The organism is Thermaerobacillus caldiproteolyticus (assembly GCF_013761245.1).
Classification (GTDB): domain Bacteria; phylum Bacillota; class Bacilli; order Bacillales; family Anoxybacillaceae; genus Thermaerobacillus; species Thermaerobacillus caldiproteolyticus.
Map to the genome: position 1 here is coordinate 234,389 of NZ_JACDUT010000003.1, position 17,824 is coordinate 252,212.

13 protein-coding genes are annotated in these 17,824 nt (G+C 40.5%); 9 read left to right on the forward strand and 4 right to left on the reverse strand.

Annotated elements, in window-relative coordinates; genetic code table 11:
- Positions 1-108 precede the first annotated feature (108 nt).
- Positions 109-2,871 (reverse strand): DEAD/DEAH box helicase, encoded by a 2,763-nt coding sequence (locus HNR31_RS06500; RefSeq protein WP_181555446.1) that lies wholly within the window; start codon positions 2,869-2,871, stop codon positions 109-111.
- The gene (locus tag HNR31_RS06505; RefSeq protein ID WP_181555447.1) at positions 2,855-4,453 is read right to left on the reverse strand and encodes a hypothetical protein; all 1,599 of its coding nucleotides are present in this window, start codon (positions 4,451-4,453) and stop codon (positions 2,855-2,857) included. The genes HNR31_RS06500 and HNR31_RS06505 overlap by 17 nt, the downstream gene beginning before the upstream one ends.
- A gap of 245 nt (positions 4,454-4,698) precedes the next feature.
- Here HNR31_RS06505 and HNR31_RS06510 point away from each other — a divergent pair, with 245 nt between their 5' ends.
- Positions 4,699-6,087: a C40 family peptidase gene (locus HNR31_RS06510; RefSeq protein ID WP_181555448.1), complete on the forward strand. Its 1,389-nt coding sequence runs from the start codon at positions 4,699-4,701 to the stop codon at positions 6,085-6,087.
- Positions 6,088-6,163: 76 nt separating this feature from the next.
- Positions 6,164-6,373 (forward strand): hypothetical protein, encoded by a 210-nt coding sequence (locus HNR31_RS06515; protein WP_181555449.1) that lies wholly within the window; start codon positions 6,164-6,166, stop codon positions 6,371-6,373.
- A 428-nt stretch (positions 6,374-6,801) separates the two neighbouring features.
- Here HNR31_RS06515 and tagU read toward each other — a convergent pair whose 3' ends face one another.
- Positions 6,802-7,737: a polyisoprenyl-teichoic acid--peptidoglycan teichoic acid transferase TagU gene (gene tagU / locus HNR31_RS06520; RefSeq protein WP_181555450.1), complete on the reverse strand. Its 936-nt coding sequence runs from the start codon at positions 7,735-7,737 to the stop codon at positions 6,802-6,804.
- 215 nt (positions 7,738-7,952) lie between these two features.
- Between tagU and wecB the strand changes: the two genes are divergently transcribed.
- From wecB to HNR31_RS06555, 7 genes are all read left to right on the forward strand, one after another.
- Positions 7,953-9,098: a non-hydrolyzing UDP-N-acetylglucosamine 2-epimerase gene (gene wecB, locus HNR31_RS06525; protein WP_181555451.1), complete on the forward strand. Its 1,146-nt coding sequence runs from the start codon at positions 7,953-7,955 to the stop codon at positions 9,096-9,098.
- 194 nt (positions 9,099-9,292) lie between these two features.
- Entirely contained in the window at positions 9,293-9,688 is a 396-nt protein-coding gene (locus HNR31_RS06530) for a hypothetical protein (RefSeq protein WP_181555452.1), read from the forward strand.
- Positions 9,689-10,074: 386 nt separating this feature from the next.
- Positions 10,075-11,403: a UDP-glucose dehydrogenase family protein gene (locus tag HNR31_RS06535; RefSeq protein WP_181555453.1), complete on the forward strand. Its 1,329-nt coding sequence runs from the start codon at positions 10,075-10,077 to the stop codon at positions 11,401-11,403.
- Between the two features lie 479 nt (positions 11,404-11,882).
- Entirely contained in the window at positions 11,883-13,169 is a 1,287-nt protein-coding gene (locus HNR31_RS06540) for a nucleotide sugar dehydrogenase (RefSeq protein WP_181555454.1), read from the forward strand.
- Between the two features lie 32 nt (positions 13,170-13,201).
- A complete protein-coding gene (locus HNR31_RS06545; protein ID WP_181555455.1) occupies positions 13,202-13,909 on the forward strand; it encodes a WecB/TagA/CpsF family glycosyltransferase in 708 nt (235 codons plus the stop codon).
- A gap of 10 nt (positions 13,910-13,919) precedes the next feature.
- Positions 13,920-15,461 (forward strand): murein biosynthesis integral membrane protein MurJ, encoded by a 1,542-nt coding sequence (murJ, locus tag HNR31_RS06550; protein WP_181555456.1) that lies wholly within the window; start codon positions 13,920-13,922, stop codon positions 15,459-15,461.
- A complete protein-coding gene (locus HNR31_RS06555) occupies positions 15,458-16,729 on the forward strand; it encodes an oligosaccharide repeat unit polymerase (protein ID WP_181555457.1) in 1,272 nt (423 codons plus the stop codon). The genes murJ and HNR31_RS06555 overlap by 4 nt, the downstream gene beginning before the upstream one ends.
- Before the next feature lie 182 nt (positions 16,730-16,911).
- Here the strand turns inward: HNR31_RS06555 and HNR31_RS06560 are convergent, their stop codons facing one another.
- Complete coding sequence (locus HNR31_RS06560) at positions 16,912-17,811, reverse strand: accessory Sec system S-layer assembly protein (RefSeq protein ID WP_181555458.1); 900 nt, start codon at positions 17,809-17,811, stop codon at positions 16,912-16,914.
- Positions 17,812-17,824 lie beyond the last annotated feature (13 nt).

The window sequence follows — 17,824 nt, forward strand, 5'->3', positions numbered from 1 at the left end:
CTTTTGATTTGCAACCTCTAATTTTTTCGCCATCCGCTCATATAGCTTTTCCCATGGTGTTTTTACTTTGGCTTCTTTTGCTTTTCGCTTCGGTTGTTTCTTCATGTTTTATGCTCCTTTGCGAATGATTGTTGGGAGAACAAGCAATTCACGTAATTCTTCATTCGACAATTCCGTAATCCATGCTTCACTTTGAATAATTTCTTCATTTAGCGCCTGTTTTCGCTCCAGCATTTCGTCAATTTTTTCTTCCAGTGTGCCTACAGTAATGAGCTTATGAACGTGGACAAACCGTTTTTGTCCGATACGATATGCGCGGTCAGTTGCTTGATTTTCAACGGCTGGGTTCCACCAGCGGTCAAAATGAATCACATGGTTGGCCGCAGTTAAATTAAGCCCGGTGCCTCCCGCTTTTAATGACAATATAAAGATGTGAAATTGACCGGCTTGAAATTGTTCAATCATGCGGTCGCGCTCTATTTTTGTCACGCTGCCGTTTAAAAAGAGGACGCTTTCCTTTAATCGGGAGGAAAGAAGCTGTTGAATCATCTCACCCATTTGAATATATTGCGTAAAAATTAAGCAGCTTTCTCCATTTGCGCGAATTTGCTGCACAAGCTCAAGCAATGTTTCAAGCTTATGCGACCGCTCTAATACATTTGTCGGGTTGCTTTCTTTTAAATAAAGAGCTGGATGATCGCATAGCTGTTTGAGCCGATTTAACATTTGCAAAATAAGCCCGCGCCGTTCCCGCTGGTTTGCTGTTTCAATATGTTTCAGTGTTTGTTGGACAAACTCCTCATATAAAGAAGCTTGTTCAGCGGTTAGCGGACAATATTCTTTTTGTTCGAGCTTATCTGGCAAATCTAAAGCAATCGCTTCATCGTTCTTTGTACGCCGCAATAAAAACGGGCGAATGAGCTTTTGCAGCATGGCGATTTTCGTTTCGCTGCGATCTTTTTCAATCGGTGCAACAAAGCGGCGTTGAAATTGCGTCAGGCTTCCTAAATAGCCCGGATTGATAAAGTCAAAAATGCTCCAAAGCTCGGTTAGCCGATTTTCCATCGGCGTACCGGAAAGGGCGATTCTATGCCCGCCTTTCAGTTTACGAATGGCCCGCGCTTGTTTTGTGTGAGCATTTTTAATATTTTGTGCCTCATCTAAACAGATTGTTCCCCAATCGACGGAAGAAAGCTCGGCAAAGTCTAAGTGCACCAAGCTGTATGAGGTCATGACAATATCTGCCTCACGAACTGATTGTAAGAACGTTTCTCCCTTGGCGCGATCCGGACCGTGATGTGTGTAAATTTTCAGTGAAGGCGCGAATTTCGCGCATTCTTTTTGCCAGTTGCCGAGCACGCTTGTAGGACAGATCAGTAACGCTGGTTTGTGCACGGTTTCATGTTCTTTCACATACGAAAAGTACGCAAGCATTTGTACTGTTTTTCCAAGTCCCATATCGTCCGCCAAACATGCCCCAAGTCCGAAACGCCGTAAAAACAATAGCCAATCGACACCGCGTTGTTGATACGGTCTGAGTGTGCCTTGGAATGAAGCCGGAACAGCCACGGACGGGATTTCATCTAAATGAGTAAGTTGGCGAATAAAGGTTTGGAAGCTGCGGTTTAACTCAATCGAAATATGTTGAAACGGCGTGCTTTCTTCCTCGCTCTCAGCATGCTCATGTTCTTGCTGCAAAAATGCTTGTTGTAACACATCACGAATCGGCAGCCCTTCTTTCCGCGCTTGGTCCATCAACGACTGCACGCGTCGGATGAAAGTGGGATCAAGCTGGATCCATTGTCCGCGAATTTGCATAAGCCGTCGTTTCTGCACGACTAGTTCGGCAAATTCTTCTTCGCTCAATTCAACCCCGTTTGTCGAGATGCGCCAGTCAAAATCGACAAGAGTCTGCAATCCGAGCGTTGCCTCGCCAGCTTTCGGGGCGGATTTCACTTTTGCCTTCATCGTTACGGTTGCTTGTTTGACCATCTCCCACCAGGATGGCAAAAAGATACGTGCTCCTGCTGCAAGAAGCTGCTCGCTTGCTTCTTTTAAAAAACGCCACGCTTCGTCTTCGCTTAGCGAATTTCGCAGCTGTCCATATCCATTGTTTAGCCACGGAACAGCTGTCAACCAAAGTCGGTGTGCTCGTTGAACAGCATGATTATACTCTTTCCATTCAGTCGGCAAATGTTCTTCTCCACTCCAAATGAGAGTGTCACTGTTATCTTTAGCAATCAGCAACGTCTCTAGCTTCCAATCGTTTTCTTCGTCTGGTTCGCTTAGACGCAAAGCAACCGTAAACGGTGCCGTATCTTTTTTCCAGCCAATTTCATAAAGCCAATCTTCCTCGGAATAGAGCCAATGAGAACTATTATTTATAAGAAGCGGGTACGTATTCGTGATTTCTTGCCACACTTCATAGAGCTCTTGATCGCGCTGAATCCAATCATGAATTGCGAGAGAACGCCATGTTTTGATAAATGGATTTTGCTCTGTTTCTTCTTCCATTTTCCAACCGAAGCCCCCGTCTTTCCAGGCCGTAAAATCGGGCATAAATTGAAGGGTTCGTATATCGTCCATGATCGCTTTCGCCCATCGGCGAAACGTCATTGAAGGTTCATCCCATTGAAGGCGAGCCAACTCGTTTTCTGACGAAGAGGAAAAAAACGTCAGAGCTTCCCAAGGAGATAGCCATACTCCTTGCTGTTCACCGATTTTTTTGGTTGTCAAAAACGTTCCGTAAAAGCTTTCGGCATGCCACGAAAACGCCAGCGCTCGCCATTTTTCTACCGGTTCATCGCTATAAAGGAAAAAGGCGTTTTCATCCTCAAGCCAGCGGCTCATTAACTTATACCTTTTGATCATTAAGCAACTTTCCTTTCTGTATCTCTTCTTGAAAGGCACGGAGCCGTTTGTGCTCCTCTACTAATTTCGTGATATATCTGTTCCACACCTCTTTTTTCCCTAAAGCGCGGTAGTATGTACGCAGCTTTTTTAAGTGCTTAACCGCCATTTTGTAACTTTCGCGTTTTTTCAATTGAATCATTTTGTGAACGGCATGATGATAGAGAGGTAACAATAAGGAACGATCATACGTTTCAACAACTTTTAGAAACGAACGGTGAATATTGTTGACATCGATATCGGCAAGCAAATGCAAATCAACCCATTTTTTATATTGCTTGCTTGTGAGTAAAAAGTAACTATAATCGGAAGCGCTGTAAGGAAGTAAAACTTGTAATAATATTTCATAGTTTTCATCATCCCCGGTTGCCTTCGCGTACCGGTCGTATAAATAAAGCAATTCTCTTGTAATAATGGCCCCGTCAGAATAATTCGTTGCAGCTAAGTACCACTCCATACTGGTGATGCATAGTTCCCACCAATGTTTGAGGCGTTCCCATTGTTGACCATGGATCAAGTTTTTTATCCATATTATTACATAAGGAATTGGAACAAATTTTAGTTTTTTCAAGAGAGAAAAAGTTTCCTCATCATCGCCGCGAAGAAATGCAAGATGTGCCAAAGCGAGTTGACACTCAAGCACAATATCACCGCGCTCTTCTTGCCGCTGTAACAACCATTCTTTTTCTTGCTGATTCCATTCTTCATTATGAAAAAGAACGCTCCATACCATTTGATAAATGGCGATGCGCTCATCCATCAATGCATCGCCAGCAAATAAAATGTGACGAACGTATTCGCGGCTTTCCTCAAGAAGCGGAGCGAATGACTTAGGAATAGAAACCTTCGCTAAATCTTCACATTTCTTTTTAATCGTTTCCATAAATTCAGACACGTTCGCGATCCAAAACGAGCGATAATAAGAAATGTGCTGATAGTGTTGTCCTTCCTCAAGAAGACGACAAAATGTAAAAAGTGCCGCATGAAGATGATACAGTCGTTTTTCTACAAGCAACATAGGCGCTTCATTCAGTAATGACGGGAAAAAACGGTAGCACAACTGGTGAATAAATGCATAATCTCCTTTATTCGATTTTGCGAAAAAGAGATGATATGCTTTCTGAAACTGGTTTATCCAATTACGGACGGAAGAGGATGGGGTTACGAGTTCACTTGCTTTTGTTAAGGGCAATATGTTACCTGTTCGCTTTGTATTCCACTCGCGAATTAACTCTCCGATTTGCCCAACGTGTGAATATAAATAAAAAAACAAGGCGAGTAGATGGGGACAAACGTACGAATCACTGCATTGGCAATGACTTTGTGAAAGATGGGTGAAATAAATTGTCGGTTTGTACACATTCTCATCAAGAACATTCGCTTGAATGACGCCATTTTGAACGATTGCTGCATTATAGACAAAACCTTCCCGATACAGCTTAAGCCCCTTTTTCATTGCTGATTGATTGGAAAGTGTAACTTCTTTTTTTAGTTGACGTGCCGCTTGATCTAATACAGCTTTCGACAAGCTCGTTTGTAACAATCGATTTCATCCTCTCGCTATTGCTTACTCTCTTATTCTAGTTTAATCTGCAAAATTTTATATAAAATTATAGCAAAAGTCTCTTTCTATGAAAAAGAAAGTTTCGGTATACTTAAACATAAGTATACAAGAATGAGAAATCTTTCTTGAAACCGTATGTCGAAAAAAAGAATTCGGTGGCTGGATTCCTTTTTTCGACATAGCGAGCGCTAGGCTAGCAAGAAAAAGAGGGAGAGTGACAAACGATGCAATTAAAACCCAAGCACGTCATCATGACATCTGCTTTTGCCTCGGCCTTGTTTATGTTGCCGATGACCGGAAAAGCAGCGGAATGGAAAATCGGTATGAGCCACCCGCAAGTGAAAGAATTGCAGCAACTATTAAAGGCGAAAGGGTTTTTTACTTATCCTACTGCAACCGGTTATTTTGGAACGATTACAGAAAAGGCGGTGAAAGATTTCCAAGCATCTGTTCACTTGCCGGCAACGGGGATTGTCGATGACCAAACGTATGAGAAGTTAAAAAGCAGTGTGACATCGGCCAACCAAGCGAAAAGCAAAGCGAGCCGTCCGCTGCAAATCGGTTCAACTGGAGATGCCGTGAAAGTACTTCAACAAAACTTAAAGAAGCTTGGCTATTTTACATACCCACAAATCACTGGTTATTACGGCACGATTACGGCTGATGCGGTAAAAAAATTCCAAAAAGCGAGCAGGCTTGCGATAACAGGTGTCGCTGATTCGCAGACCGTACAAGCGATTCAAAATGCATTGAATCGTCAAACTGCTTCGCCGTCGAATGAAACCGCTCTGCGAATTGGCTCAAAGGGGCCTGAAGTAAGCAAACTTCAGCAAAACTTAAAGCAACTTGGTTATTTTACATATCCGCAAATTACGGATTACTACGGTACAATTACGTCTGATGCTGTGCGTAAGTTTCAACAGCAATCCGGGCTAAAAGCAACAGGTGTCGCTGACAGCACAACGTTGGCGAAGATCCGCGAAGCCGTTGACCAAAAGACAAAACCGAGCTCATCAACACCAAAAACGACTATTTATTTAACAATTGGCTCTACTGGACAACAAGTCGAACAAGTACAAGCGAAACTAAAACAGCTCGGTCATTTTACATATCCGACGATTACCGGTTATTTCGGCCAAGTGACAGCCGAAGCTGTTAAGAAGTTTCAACAGAGTGCAAAGTTAAAAGTAACTGGCGTGGTGGATAATGAGACATATGAACAATTGATGGGACAAGCACCGGCAGTGAAGCTGGATGTCATGGAGCTAATGGCCGATGCGGCAGAATTATTGGGCAAGCCTTACGTATGGGGCGGCCAAACGCCAGAAGTCGGATTTGATTGCAGTGGTTTCATTGTGTATTTGTTTAAGAAACAAGGTCTGTCCTTACCGCGTACAGTAGCGATGATGTGGAATACGGGTACATCTATTGCTACTCCTTCGGTCGGCGATATTGTCTTTTTTCAAACCGATGGACCAGGCGCTTCCCATGCTGGTATTTACATCGGCAACAATCAATTCATCCATAGCGGCAGTTCCACCGGCGTCACGATCAGCCAACTTAACAACTCTTACTGGAAAGCGCGCTATTTAGGGGCGAAGCGATATTATTAAAATAAAAGGCTATTTTCTAAAAAGAGTGTTGCTAAAAGAATTGCATATTATGTGATTAGAATAATGGAGTGAAGGTGTGGAAAATGAGGGACGAGACAAAAATCCACCCAATGGTGCTATTTCTACTTTTATCAATGTAATCGTTATGGCCATGTTCGCTTATGACAAATTCAGCGAAAAGCAAATGGGTTATAGTATTGCTTTTATATTGCTATCTCTTTTGTTTCTTGGTATGACAATTTATGGGGTGGCGAGAAACAACAAGATTGGCCGCACAGAAAAATAGTAACGGTTATCTTTGAGAGAGGATAGGAGTCATTGTAAACGTCGTGCCAAGCCATTGTTTTAACAGCTATGTTCCGGATAGCAGCAATTTACGCGGAAACAGCCAAATAAGAAAGTGCGAACGTCCCCTGCCCATGTCTTGTGGGCAAACAGCGGAATGTTGCCATCTTGGTTCCCTCGATGGACATTCTTTCCGCTGAGAAGCACTTGCACTTTGGAGAGAAAAGGTCATTTGACCCGGAGCGATTTGCGAACGGAGCTAAACAGTGAAGAAAAGCGGAGTCGGAGTGAATTGCTCTTAAACCTAAATATTCTTCCCGCGACAGAGTTCTTGTCGTTTTTGGCACAAGAGAGCAAGATATGATGTGATAAAAGGGGACTGACTCTAAAACAGCAGTCAGTCCCATAAGAAAATATTTGTGATAAAATTTAAGGGGTATCCTTTATTTCTAAATGTTCACGTAATTTATTGGATAATGTGATACGTTCCTGCTTAGGAACAATGATGTAGCTAACACCATTGATTGTTTGGCTATTACCTTTAATGTGCAACTGCTCGATATGCTGCCGTGCCTCTTTATAATTCGCTTGAATATCTTTCATTTGTTCAAACGTTAAATTCGTTTTTATGTTTTTCCCGATTGCAGCTAACAGCTCATCGTAGTTCGCTAACGATGAAAAACTTGCTCCCTTATTAATGACCGCTTCAATAATTTGCTTTTGCCGGTCTTGACGGCCAAAATCACCGCGCGGATCCTCGTAACGCATGCGCGAGTACTTTAATGCCTTTTCCCCGTCTAACTTGATTTCTCCTTTTGGAAACGTTACCCCGTCATACGTAAAGGCAAAAGGATTATTTACGGTTACTCCGCCAACGGCATCGACAATGTCTTTAAAGCTTTCCATATTGACTTTAATATAATAATCGATGGGAATGTCCAAAAATTTTTCGACGGTCGCCACCGTCATTTCGACGCCACCAAACGCATAGGAATGGTTAATTTTATCTTCTTTCCCCTTGCCGACAATCTCTGTTCTTGTATCACGCGGAATGCTCACCATTTCAACGGATTTCTTATTTGGATTCACCGTTAGTACAATTAATGAGTCGGCACGACCGCGATCCCCTTTTCGTTCGTCGACACCGATGAGCAAGATAGAAATAGGGGTCTGCTTTTTCAAGGAAACTGGTTGTTTTCGTTTCTCAGACGTCATGCGATGAATTGGCTCGTGCATTCGATCAGCTGTTTTCTTTAGATGATGATAAACTGAATAGCCATAAACTCCAACTCCTAAAAGGAACAATGCCAATAAGCTTGTTATTATCCATAACCATTTTTTCTTTTTTCGACGTTTTGCTCTCATGCATAATCTTCCTTTTTTAGGTTAATGGTAAATCTAACAATGATTATAAATATTTTTGAATATGGATACAACCTTCCAACTTTTGTTTACTCTTTTCATAAGAGAGAACACATGCTAGAATATGAACAGGCTTTAAGGGAATAAAGAGCAAGAATAATTATTGTCAAGATAAAAATGTACGAGCCAAATCATTACTAGTTATTGTAGGTGAAATCATGTCTAGAAAGCTAAAAGTCATGACCATTTTTGGAACAAGACCTGAAGCGATTAAAATGGCACCGCTTGTATTAGAACTTGAAAAATATCCCGAATATATTGAATCGATTGTTACTGTCACAGCGCAGCATCGGCAAATGCTTGATCAAGTTTTAGATATCTTTCATATTTCTCCCCATTATGATTTAAACATTATGAAAGAGCGCCAAACATTGGCTGATATTACTGTTCGCGCTTTAGAAGGACTTGATCGAGTAATGAAAGAAGTGAAGCCGGATTTAGTGCTTGTCCATGGGGATACAACTACTACATTTGTTGCTAGTCTTGCTGCTTTTTATAATCAAATTGCTGTAGGGCATGTAGAAGCCGGATTAAGAACGTGGAATAAGTACTCTCCTTTTCCGGAGGAAATGAACCGGCAATTGACGGGAGTAATTGCTGATCTGCATTTTGCTCCGACAAAAAAGGCATACGAGAACCTTATTTGTGAGAATAAAAAACGTGAATCGATTTTTATTACAGGAAATACAGCAATTGACGCGCTAAAAACCACAGTAAGTGAGCACTATCAACATCCTGTGTTAGAAAAAATGCAGGGTAGCCGTATGATTTTACTGACAGCCCATCGTCGAGAAAATTTAGGAGAACCAATGCGGAACATGTTCCGTGCTATTAAAAGGATTGTTCATGAGCATGATGATGTACAGGTTGTCTATCCAGTTCATTTAAACCCGGCAGTAAGGGAAGTAGCTGATGAAATACTTGGGAATGATCCTCGCATTCATTTAATTGAGCCGCTTGGAGTATTAGATTTCCATAACTTTGCCGCAAGAGCGTTTCTTATTTTAACGGATTCAGGCGGGGTTCAAGAGGAAGCTCCTTCGCTTGGGGTGCCAGTTCTCGTATTGCGCGATACAACCGAACGCCCTGAGGGAATCGAAGCAGGTACATTAAAACTCGCCGGAACAAATGAAGAGACAATTTACGAATTGGCGTTTGAGCTGCTTAATAATGAGGCAGCGTATGAACAGATGGCAAAAGCCGTCAATCCTTATGGGGATGGAAAAGCATCAGAGCGAATCGTTCAAGCAATCCTTTACCACTTTGGTAGAATAACACAGCCACCAAGTCCATTTCATGTTTAGACAAGAAATCATTCCCGTACCGCGTTGACGAAAGGTACGGGTACTTTTTCGTTTGGAATGTAATAAATGAATTATAGTGGAAAAAATGATCGAGCAGGAAATAAAAAATTTTTAGTTGCAGGCTACTTTGTGATAGGATTACTAATTAGGGATTTATCCGTATAAAAATGAAAATTATGGAGGTTTTCTGGTTAATGTTAAAAAATCTTCCTCATGGGGTAAAAATTAGTATTGCTCGTTCTATTACTCGTGCGTTTGAAAAATATATGAATGACATTGAATGGGAGGAAACGAAGTTTCATCCACCTGCATTTATGCAAGAATGGCGTAGCTATATCGAGAAAAATTCTAATTGGTTTCATTCTCTTGATGAACAAATTAAGTCCGATCCGTCGTTCCATGAAGAATTGGCAAATAAAATTAACGAAATGATAGAAAAAGTACTTTCAGAAGCGCCGACGAACGAACAATTAGCCAAAATAGAAACGTTAGCGAAAGAGCTGAATTTAAAAGATATTCATGTTTCTTGTAAGGCAGAGGCCAATTACTACATCGAACGGCTCCAAAACATGAAGAGGGAGAATAAGTGAACATGCCATAAATCGACTTTATGGCATGTTTTATTATGATTGTTGGCATCTCCCTTTCTCGCTGTTAATCTCGGATTCATTTTCTCTCCCGAGTAATATGGTATATAAATAAGATGAAGGAAAAATGGTAAAACGAAAGGGAGCGTTATCGCAAAGTGAAAGTTGAATGTAATAGTAAAACACGCTAATCTATTAAAAGCAACTATTTTATAAGAATTATAGTTTTGTTTGGGAGCGGTATAATTATCTCTGTGTTAAGGGAAACGATCTTTTTGGATGGAATGACAGATAAATAGAGTTCGGTGTTTATTTTTGCGATATAATTAGTCGCGGGAGTTGAATATGGGACATGTACGTTTTTCGAATCGCCATAGGAGGTGTAACGTGTGAAAATCACTGTTGCTGGTACGGGATATGTAGGCCTCGTGACCGGAGTTTGTCTTGCGGAAATCGGGAATAAGGTGACTTGTTATGATATTGATGAACAAAAAGTACAAAAAATGCGCCAAGGCATTGTTCCAATCTATGAACCGGGATTAGAGGAATTAATGAAAAAAAACATCGCCGAAGAACGCCTGTTTTTTACAACAGATGCAAAAACCGCTTACGAAAGTGCGGACGTGATTTATATTGCGGTGGGAACGCCGGAAAATGAAGACGGTTCGGCTAATTTAACCTATGTTGAAGAAGCGGCGTTAGCGATTAGCCATTATGTAAAAAAAGATACTATTGTCGTGATAAAAAGTACTGTTCCAGTAGGGACGAATGATCGAATCCAAGCATTGATCAATGAACATAAATTACCGGGAATTGAAATTACGGTTGTATCCAATCCAGAGTTTCTACGGGAAGGTTCTGCTGTCTATGATATGTTTCATGGAGATCGTATCGTGATTGGAGCAAACGATGAGAGGGCTGCTTCGATAATTGCTGAAATTAATAAACCTTTTGGCATCCCGATTATTCAAACAGATATACGCAGCGCCGAGATGATTAAATATGCGGCGAATGCTTTTTTAGCCACAAAAATTAGCTTTATCAATGAAATTGCTAATATTTGTGAAAAAGTAGGCGCCAACATTGATGATGTGGCTTATGGAATCGGGCAAGATAAACGAATCGGACCTCATTTTTTAAAAGCCGGAATTGGCTATGGAGGGTCTTGTTTTCCAAAAGACACGAAAGCGTTGATGCAAATTGCAGGCAATGTTCATTATCAATTTGATTTACTTGAGTCGGTCATTAAAGTGAATAATAAACAGCAGTTGCTGTTATACACAAAAGCAAAAGAAATATTTTCTTCATTAAGAGGGAAAAGAGTTGCTGTGCTTGGTTTGGCGTTTAAGCCAAATACCGATGACATTCGCGAAGCCGCTTCGCTTGTATTAATTCAAAAATTGTTGAACGAACAAGCAGAGGTCACAGTATATGATCCAGTGGCAATGGAAAACGCTAAAAGCGTACTCGGTGACAGTGTTCGCTATGCTCGTTCAGCGATATCTGCTTTAGCTGGACAAGAAGTGGTTTTTATTGTAACAGAATGGGATGAGATTAAGGATATTCCTCTTTCTACTTATGTAGACGAGATGAAGGAACCGATTATTTTTGATGGAAGGAATTGTTATGATTTAAAGGAAGTGGAGAAATATCCAATTACGTATATTTCTGTTGGTCGTAGAAATATTATTCATGCTTCGTTAGTTGAAAAGAGATAGAGATAGAGATTACCTTCTATTTTGATACAGAACTGCGACTGACGAATATCGATACGGCAAAACTTGATCCATCTAAAACATTACAAACGCTATATGAAGCTGGCATCATTCTGGCAGGGAAAATCACACATATGAGCCGTTTGATTATAGGAAACGCAATCAAATAGACAAATGCTGACGAGATGCTACCGATATAAATGAATAATCAAATATGCTCTGCCCTGTTTCCGCATATAACGGACGGGGTGTTTTTTTGGAGAATGAAGGAGAAAGGAAACGGGAAACTAAACAAAAAGATACATCTTAAACTATAACTTCCTACTTGAATTGTTTATTGGTATGCATTACATTCTAATTTATGATGACATTTATTTAAATTTTGTTACAAGATAGAGAAATTATATGACCAATCTGTATTTTTTGCTATAATAAAATTTGAGTGCAAAAAACGGTACTTGTGTAAAGGAGAAATCTTTCGTATGAATAAGAAAGTTTGTGTTATCGGATTAGGATATATTGGACTACCAACTGCAGTGATGTTTGCAAATCATGGGTTGCAAGTGCATGGTGTCGATATCAATGAAAAAGCAGTTAACATGATTCGACAAAAACAATTACACATTGAAGAAACAGGATTGCAGGAGCGTTTGAATCAAGCGATTGACAGCGGTAAATTTACGGTTTCAACAACACCTGAAGAAGCTGATGTCTTTATTATTGCCGTACCTTCTCCGATTAATAAAGATAAAACCGCGAATTTAGATTATGTACGTGAGGCGACAAAGTCGATTGTCCCTTATTTGCGCAAAGGAAATTTAGTTGTTTTAGAATCAACTGTACCACCGCGCACAGTAGAAGATGTCATGTTGCCAATTTTGAAAGAAACGAACTTGGAAATCGGAACAGAACTGTTTGTGTCTCATTCTCCTGAACGAGTGATTCCGGGAAGAATTTTTGAAGAATTGATCAATAACGATCGAATTGTTGGTGGAATTAACGAAGAATCAAGCCGCTTAACTGCGGAATTGTATAAAACGTTTGTCAAAGGAACGATCCATTTAACTGATGCTACGACTGCTGAAATGGTCAAGGTGATGGAAAACACATACAGAGATGTCAATATTGCTTTTGCTAATGAGTTAGCGAAAATTAGCGAAAAAATTGGCATCAATGTTTGGGAAGCTATTCGCCTAGCAAATTTCCATCCGCGAGTAAATATTCATTTTCCTGGTCCGGGAGTAGGCGGGCATTGTATCGCTGTCGATCCTTGGTTTTTAGTGGAATTGCAGCCGGAGCTAGCAAAAATCGTTGGCTTAGCTCGTCATACTAACGATAGCATGCCGGAATATACGGCGCTAAAAATTCAGCGAATTCTCGAAGAACAAGGAATTCGACATGGGCGCGTAGCCGTGTTTGGGCTGGCGTTTAAAGGCAATGTTGATGATATGCGGGAAAGCCCGTCATTAGAAGTTATTCATCACCTTGAGAGACTCGGAATTGACTATACGGCTTATGACCCGCACATTCAAGAAAATCGCTTAGCTCGTCAAACACAGCATATCGAAGAAGCCGTGGCTCATGCGGATATGATTGTGATTTTAACAGACCATAACGAGTTTAAAACGTTACATCCAGAACAAGTGGAATCTTATGTAAGAACAAAAATCATTTTTGATACAAAAAATTGTATTGACCGACATGTATGGGAACAAAAAGGGTATGAGGTACATGTATTAGGGGACGGCAAACACCTCCCAAAGCAATAGATGAGGATGACCATTCCAAATTAGGTGATAAGATGAAAGAAACATTTTTAGGCGTCGATGTTTGTACATATACGTACGAACAACTTGTTGCCAAATTAATAGAGGACATTAATGATAACCGCAAATCATTCATTGTGGCAATTAATCCGGAAAAGATTATGAAAGCGCAAGAAGATGAACAGTTGCGGGAACTTTTAAACAAAGCGACGTATCAAATTCCCGATGGGATCGGTGTCATTTTAGCCTCAATAATAAAAGGTGGGAAAATCCGCTCGCGTGTAACGGGAATCGATATGATGCTTCGATTGTGTCAAGAAGCGACTACACATGGGAAAAAAATCTTTTTATACGGAGCAAAACCAGGAGTGGCGGATGCGGCAAAACAGAAGCTAGAGGAAAAGTTCCCCGGCATTCAAATTGTCGGTACTATGCATGGTTATGAAAAAGATGAGAATGTCGTCAAGGAAGCCATTAACCAATCACAAGCCGATATTTTATTTGTTGCTTTAGGAAGCCCGGCCCAAGAATATTGGATTGTGAAGCATATGCATTCTCTGGTTCCAAAAGTATACCAAGGAGTAGGCGGATCCTTTGACGTTGTTTCCGGAAGGTTAAAAAGAGCTCCGCTTTTCTTTCAAAAGCTCGGCTTAGAATGGTTGTACCGTCTAATCAAGGAACCGTGGCGATGGAAGCGGCAGCTTGTACTTCCGAAATTTCTAATTAAAGCGATTAGAGAATAGAAGGGATAGTATGTCAAAATTACGTATTGCGAGCATCCTGTTTTTGCTATCCACCTTTTTTTTGAAGTTTTCCAGCATGCTTCGCGACATGGTAATCGCAAATTTATTCGGCGATTCGTATGTGACTGACGCCTATATTGCCGCTATGACCATTCCAAATGCGATTATTTTGTTTATGTTGACGGGCATGAAAGATGCTTTTTTGCCTAGCTATTATAAGTATGAGCGGCTGGGAAAAGGCTTTTCTCATTTAACGAATATCGTCAAAGGGACGTTTTGGATTTCTGCTGTGATCACTATTGTTGGGGTAATACTTTCCCCCCTTCTTATTCGTCAGTTATATCCGAATTTCAACGAACATGGAACGGATATTGCGGTTTGGACAGCGGTGATTTATTTTCTTTCGGTAGCCATTGTTGGTGTGAATGCCGTATATGAAGGATATTTTGACGCACAAAAGAAATTTTCTTTTTCTACATTCTCTCAGACGATTGTCGTGTTATGTACTATCGGTGGAGCGCTTTTGCTCCACCGCCAAATGGGGATTTATTCAGTACCCTTCGGATATTTCGTTGGTACAGTCCTTTCTTTTTTGATTAAGTTATTTTATTTGCGTCCGCGTCACTTTTTATTGTGGAGTCAACCACTAGATCGAAAGGAAGTTTCCTCTTTCTATATGGTATTTTTACCAATCGGACTAACTACTGCGGTTGGACAAGTCAACTTATTTGTCAATACGTTATTCTCAGCAAGGCTGGGAGAAGGAGTTGTTTCCGATTTAAACTATGCATTCCGGCTTGTCAACATTCCGCAAGCGATTTTTGGTGTTACCATCGCAACGATTGTATTTCCTTTGTTAGCAGAGGCAAAAACCAAAAACGACATGAGATTGTTTAAAGTAGGGATTGAAAAAGGACTTATCTACATGTTTTTATTTTTGGCCCCTACTGTGGCAGGAATGCTGGTTTTAATGAAAGAACTCGTCCAAGCTTTTTATGAACGCGGCGCCTTTACGGCAAGTGCAACGGCGCAAACGAGCGAATATGCCGTGCTTTATATGGGCTCTGTCCTTTTCTATAGCATTCAAGCGGTGATTGCCAAAGGTTTTTATACATTGGAAAAAGGTCACTACATGCTAAGAGTGGGGATCCTTTCTATTATTGTCAATATTATTTTTAATGCGATTTTGTCCAATACCATCGGTGCAGCAGGCCTTGCTTTATCTTCATCTCTTGTAGGTCTTGTGTATTCAGTCATTACGTTTACGACGCTGTATAACATTTCCGGTGGATTCCGTCTTGCTGTGATTGGAAAAGAATATGCAAAAATTATAGCCTGTGCCGCTGTGATGACGATTGTACTTCTCTTCATTAAGTATAATTTACATGCCGAGCGACTTTCGCTTATTCCTTATTTAGCGGTGATGATCATTTCTGGAGCAGCGATTTATTTTGTCGCATTATGGTTATTCAGGGTACAATCATTCAAAGAAATTCTGACGAAAGGGAGGATTAAAAAAGTTTCTGCTTCGAGAGAAACTGGAGAGTTATGAAGCGATTGGGGATTTTGCAAAAGTGGAACAATCATATCGATTCGTTTTCACCTTATTTTTTCTTTCCTTTTATCTTAGTTCTCTATTTTTCTGTTAGTTTGTTTGATTTTGGAAAAGTGGAGTACTTTGAGGCAAATAAAAATATTTTATGGCCTCTGCTAGTGGGGCTCGTCTCCTATTTAGCAGCGGTTCATATTGTTCAAAAGAAAAATTGGATGTTTCCTTCATTTGGACTAAAGTTTTTGAAAGGAAAAACCGTTTATCTTTTGTATGCACTCGGGTTCATTGGCCTTGTGAGCTATATTATTATGTTAGTAACAGGGCAAATCGGTATTACCGATGAGTCGGTTCGCAGACACCTAGATCCGAAGCTAAACTTTTTAAGTTCATTTTTATGGTTTTCGGTTCTTTTCCTTATTTGTCAACGTGTGGTGAATGAGCATCCATTAACAAAACAGCGCAAGCGGACATATCTGATTATTCTTTTTATTATCCTTGTATTGCTAGTCTTGATGGGATATCGCACACCGATTGCAATTATATGTTTTACTTGTTTAATCGTCTTCCATTACACGATTAGACGCATTAAACTATCGTGGTTACTAACATTTTTATTTGTTGTGGGACTCGCTCTTTCGTTGTTTGGCTTTTTCCGTGTCGTAACGGAAGATCCGACGAAACAGTTCAATAGCCACGAAGGTCCAGATGTACAAAGAAGTGAAGAGGAAGTTGACCGTGATTTAATACTCATTCGCAAAATTAATGAAACGCCAAAATGGGTTCGCGGTCTAACCGAAGCGAGCGTAACAGGAAGAATTGTGTTAAGCAAGTTAATGGAATATACAGATAAGCACGGTTATATGCATGGAAAGCTTCATGAGGGTATTTTTTCCACCATTTTACCGGGAGAACAGCTATCTCCGCGTATGGAAATCACCAAAATGGTTAATTCTCTTACGATTGAGAAGGGGAAATATATCACTCGTCCTGGACGTACAACGACACCGACGTTGCTAGGGCAATTTTATGTAGAGGGCGGCTATTTGGCGATTATCATTGGTTTTGCCTTATACGGTATGATATTATCGATGCTATATAATCAAATGAAAAGCTCAGGACTAGCGTCTTATCAAACAGTTTCATACGCTTTCATTACGACGATTTTTATGATTTCTATTCATACAGGATTACTAGATTTAGTTTTCTTATTGATGATCGGCTACGCTATTGTATCCGGAGGAATTGAAAGAAGAAAAACAATCATATAAAAAAATAATTGTTATATAAAGCTACCGATGGTAAAATATACTTGTAAGAAAGATATTATTTCCTTCTGTAGCAATATAAAACAGGGACCTCGGTTGGTAGCCTCTGGGAAAACCGTCCATCTTATGGTGGACGGTTTTTTCTGTAGGAATAAAAAAAGGGGCTCTGATAGAGCCCGATAATATCACGATTCCTGCGTTTGCGGCAGAGACACTTTCCATGAGCGGAAGTCTGGGTTTTCTTTTGTTACTAATGATTTTGGGAAAATAAATGTCCAAGGCTTGCTTGTGTTTGCTTTCACTTCAAAATCATTAAGGGTAAAAGCCCCGCGCGCGACGATATCCCCAGCAGCATCTTCCACTTGCAGCGGCAATTGTTGAATTTCAATGTTTTTGTCACTTCCGTTACGAATCAGCAATGTTACATGAAGATCGCCATGTTCTGTTTGCTGAATTTGCAGCCCCATAAAATTGACTTCTCCTGGTTTTGGTGGCTGAATGGATTGAACGAGAGACTGTAGTTTTTGCTTATCTTCATCTGCTAGGCTTTTCTCCCAGCTTTCAGCTAAATCGAGTGAATGAGTTTTTCGGGATGTTAGCTCAAATGCAAGCTTCCAATCCACGGCAGGAATTTCGCTTGTCCGCAACGTATCATGTTCAAATAAAAATTTCCATGGTCTGCTGCTGCGGGGAGGGATCTCTCCAAGCTCCGATAAATCAAATACTTTGCGTGCAAGGATTTCACCATTTGGTCCGATTAACAAAAGCGGCATAGTAGAAAAGGTGATCGGCTTTGGTAAGCTGCTTCGTACAAAAGCAGTGACCATGTATCCTTGTTTTACTTGTTTTAGCTCGATTCCAGAAAGAGAAACTTGATTTTCTTTTAACGGTTTCTGTTCATTGTTTAAAAATTGGTAGTAATATCGCTCTTCCACGCTGATCGACCATGTTGGATGAAAAGATAGCTCTGGATGTATTTCTTCGTCGGTTGAATGAGCAGATTCTGTACTAAACAGCTCATTAGAATCGACTACGGTGTCTAAACCGTCTTGTTTTGCATGTCCTCTTTTAAAGAATGATAACATATCGTTTTCCCCC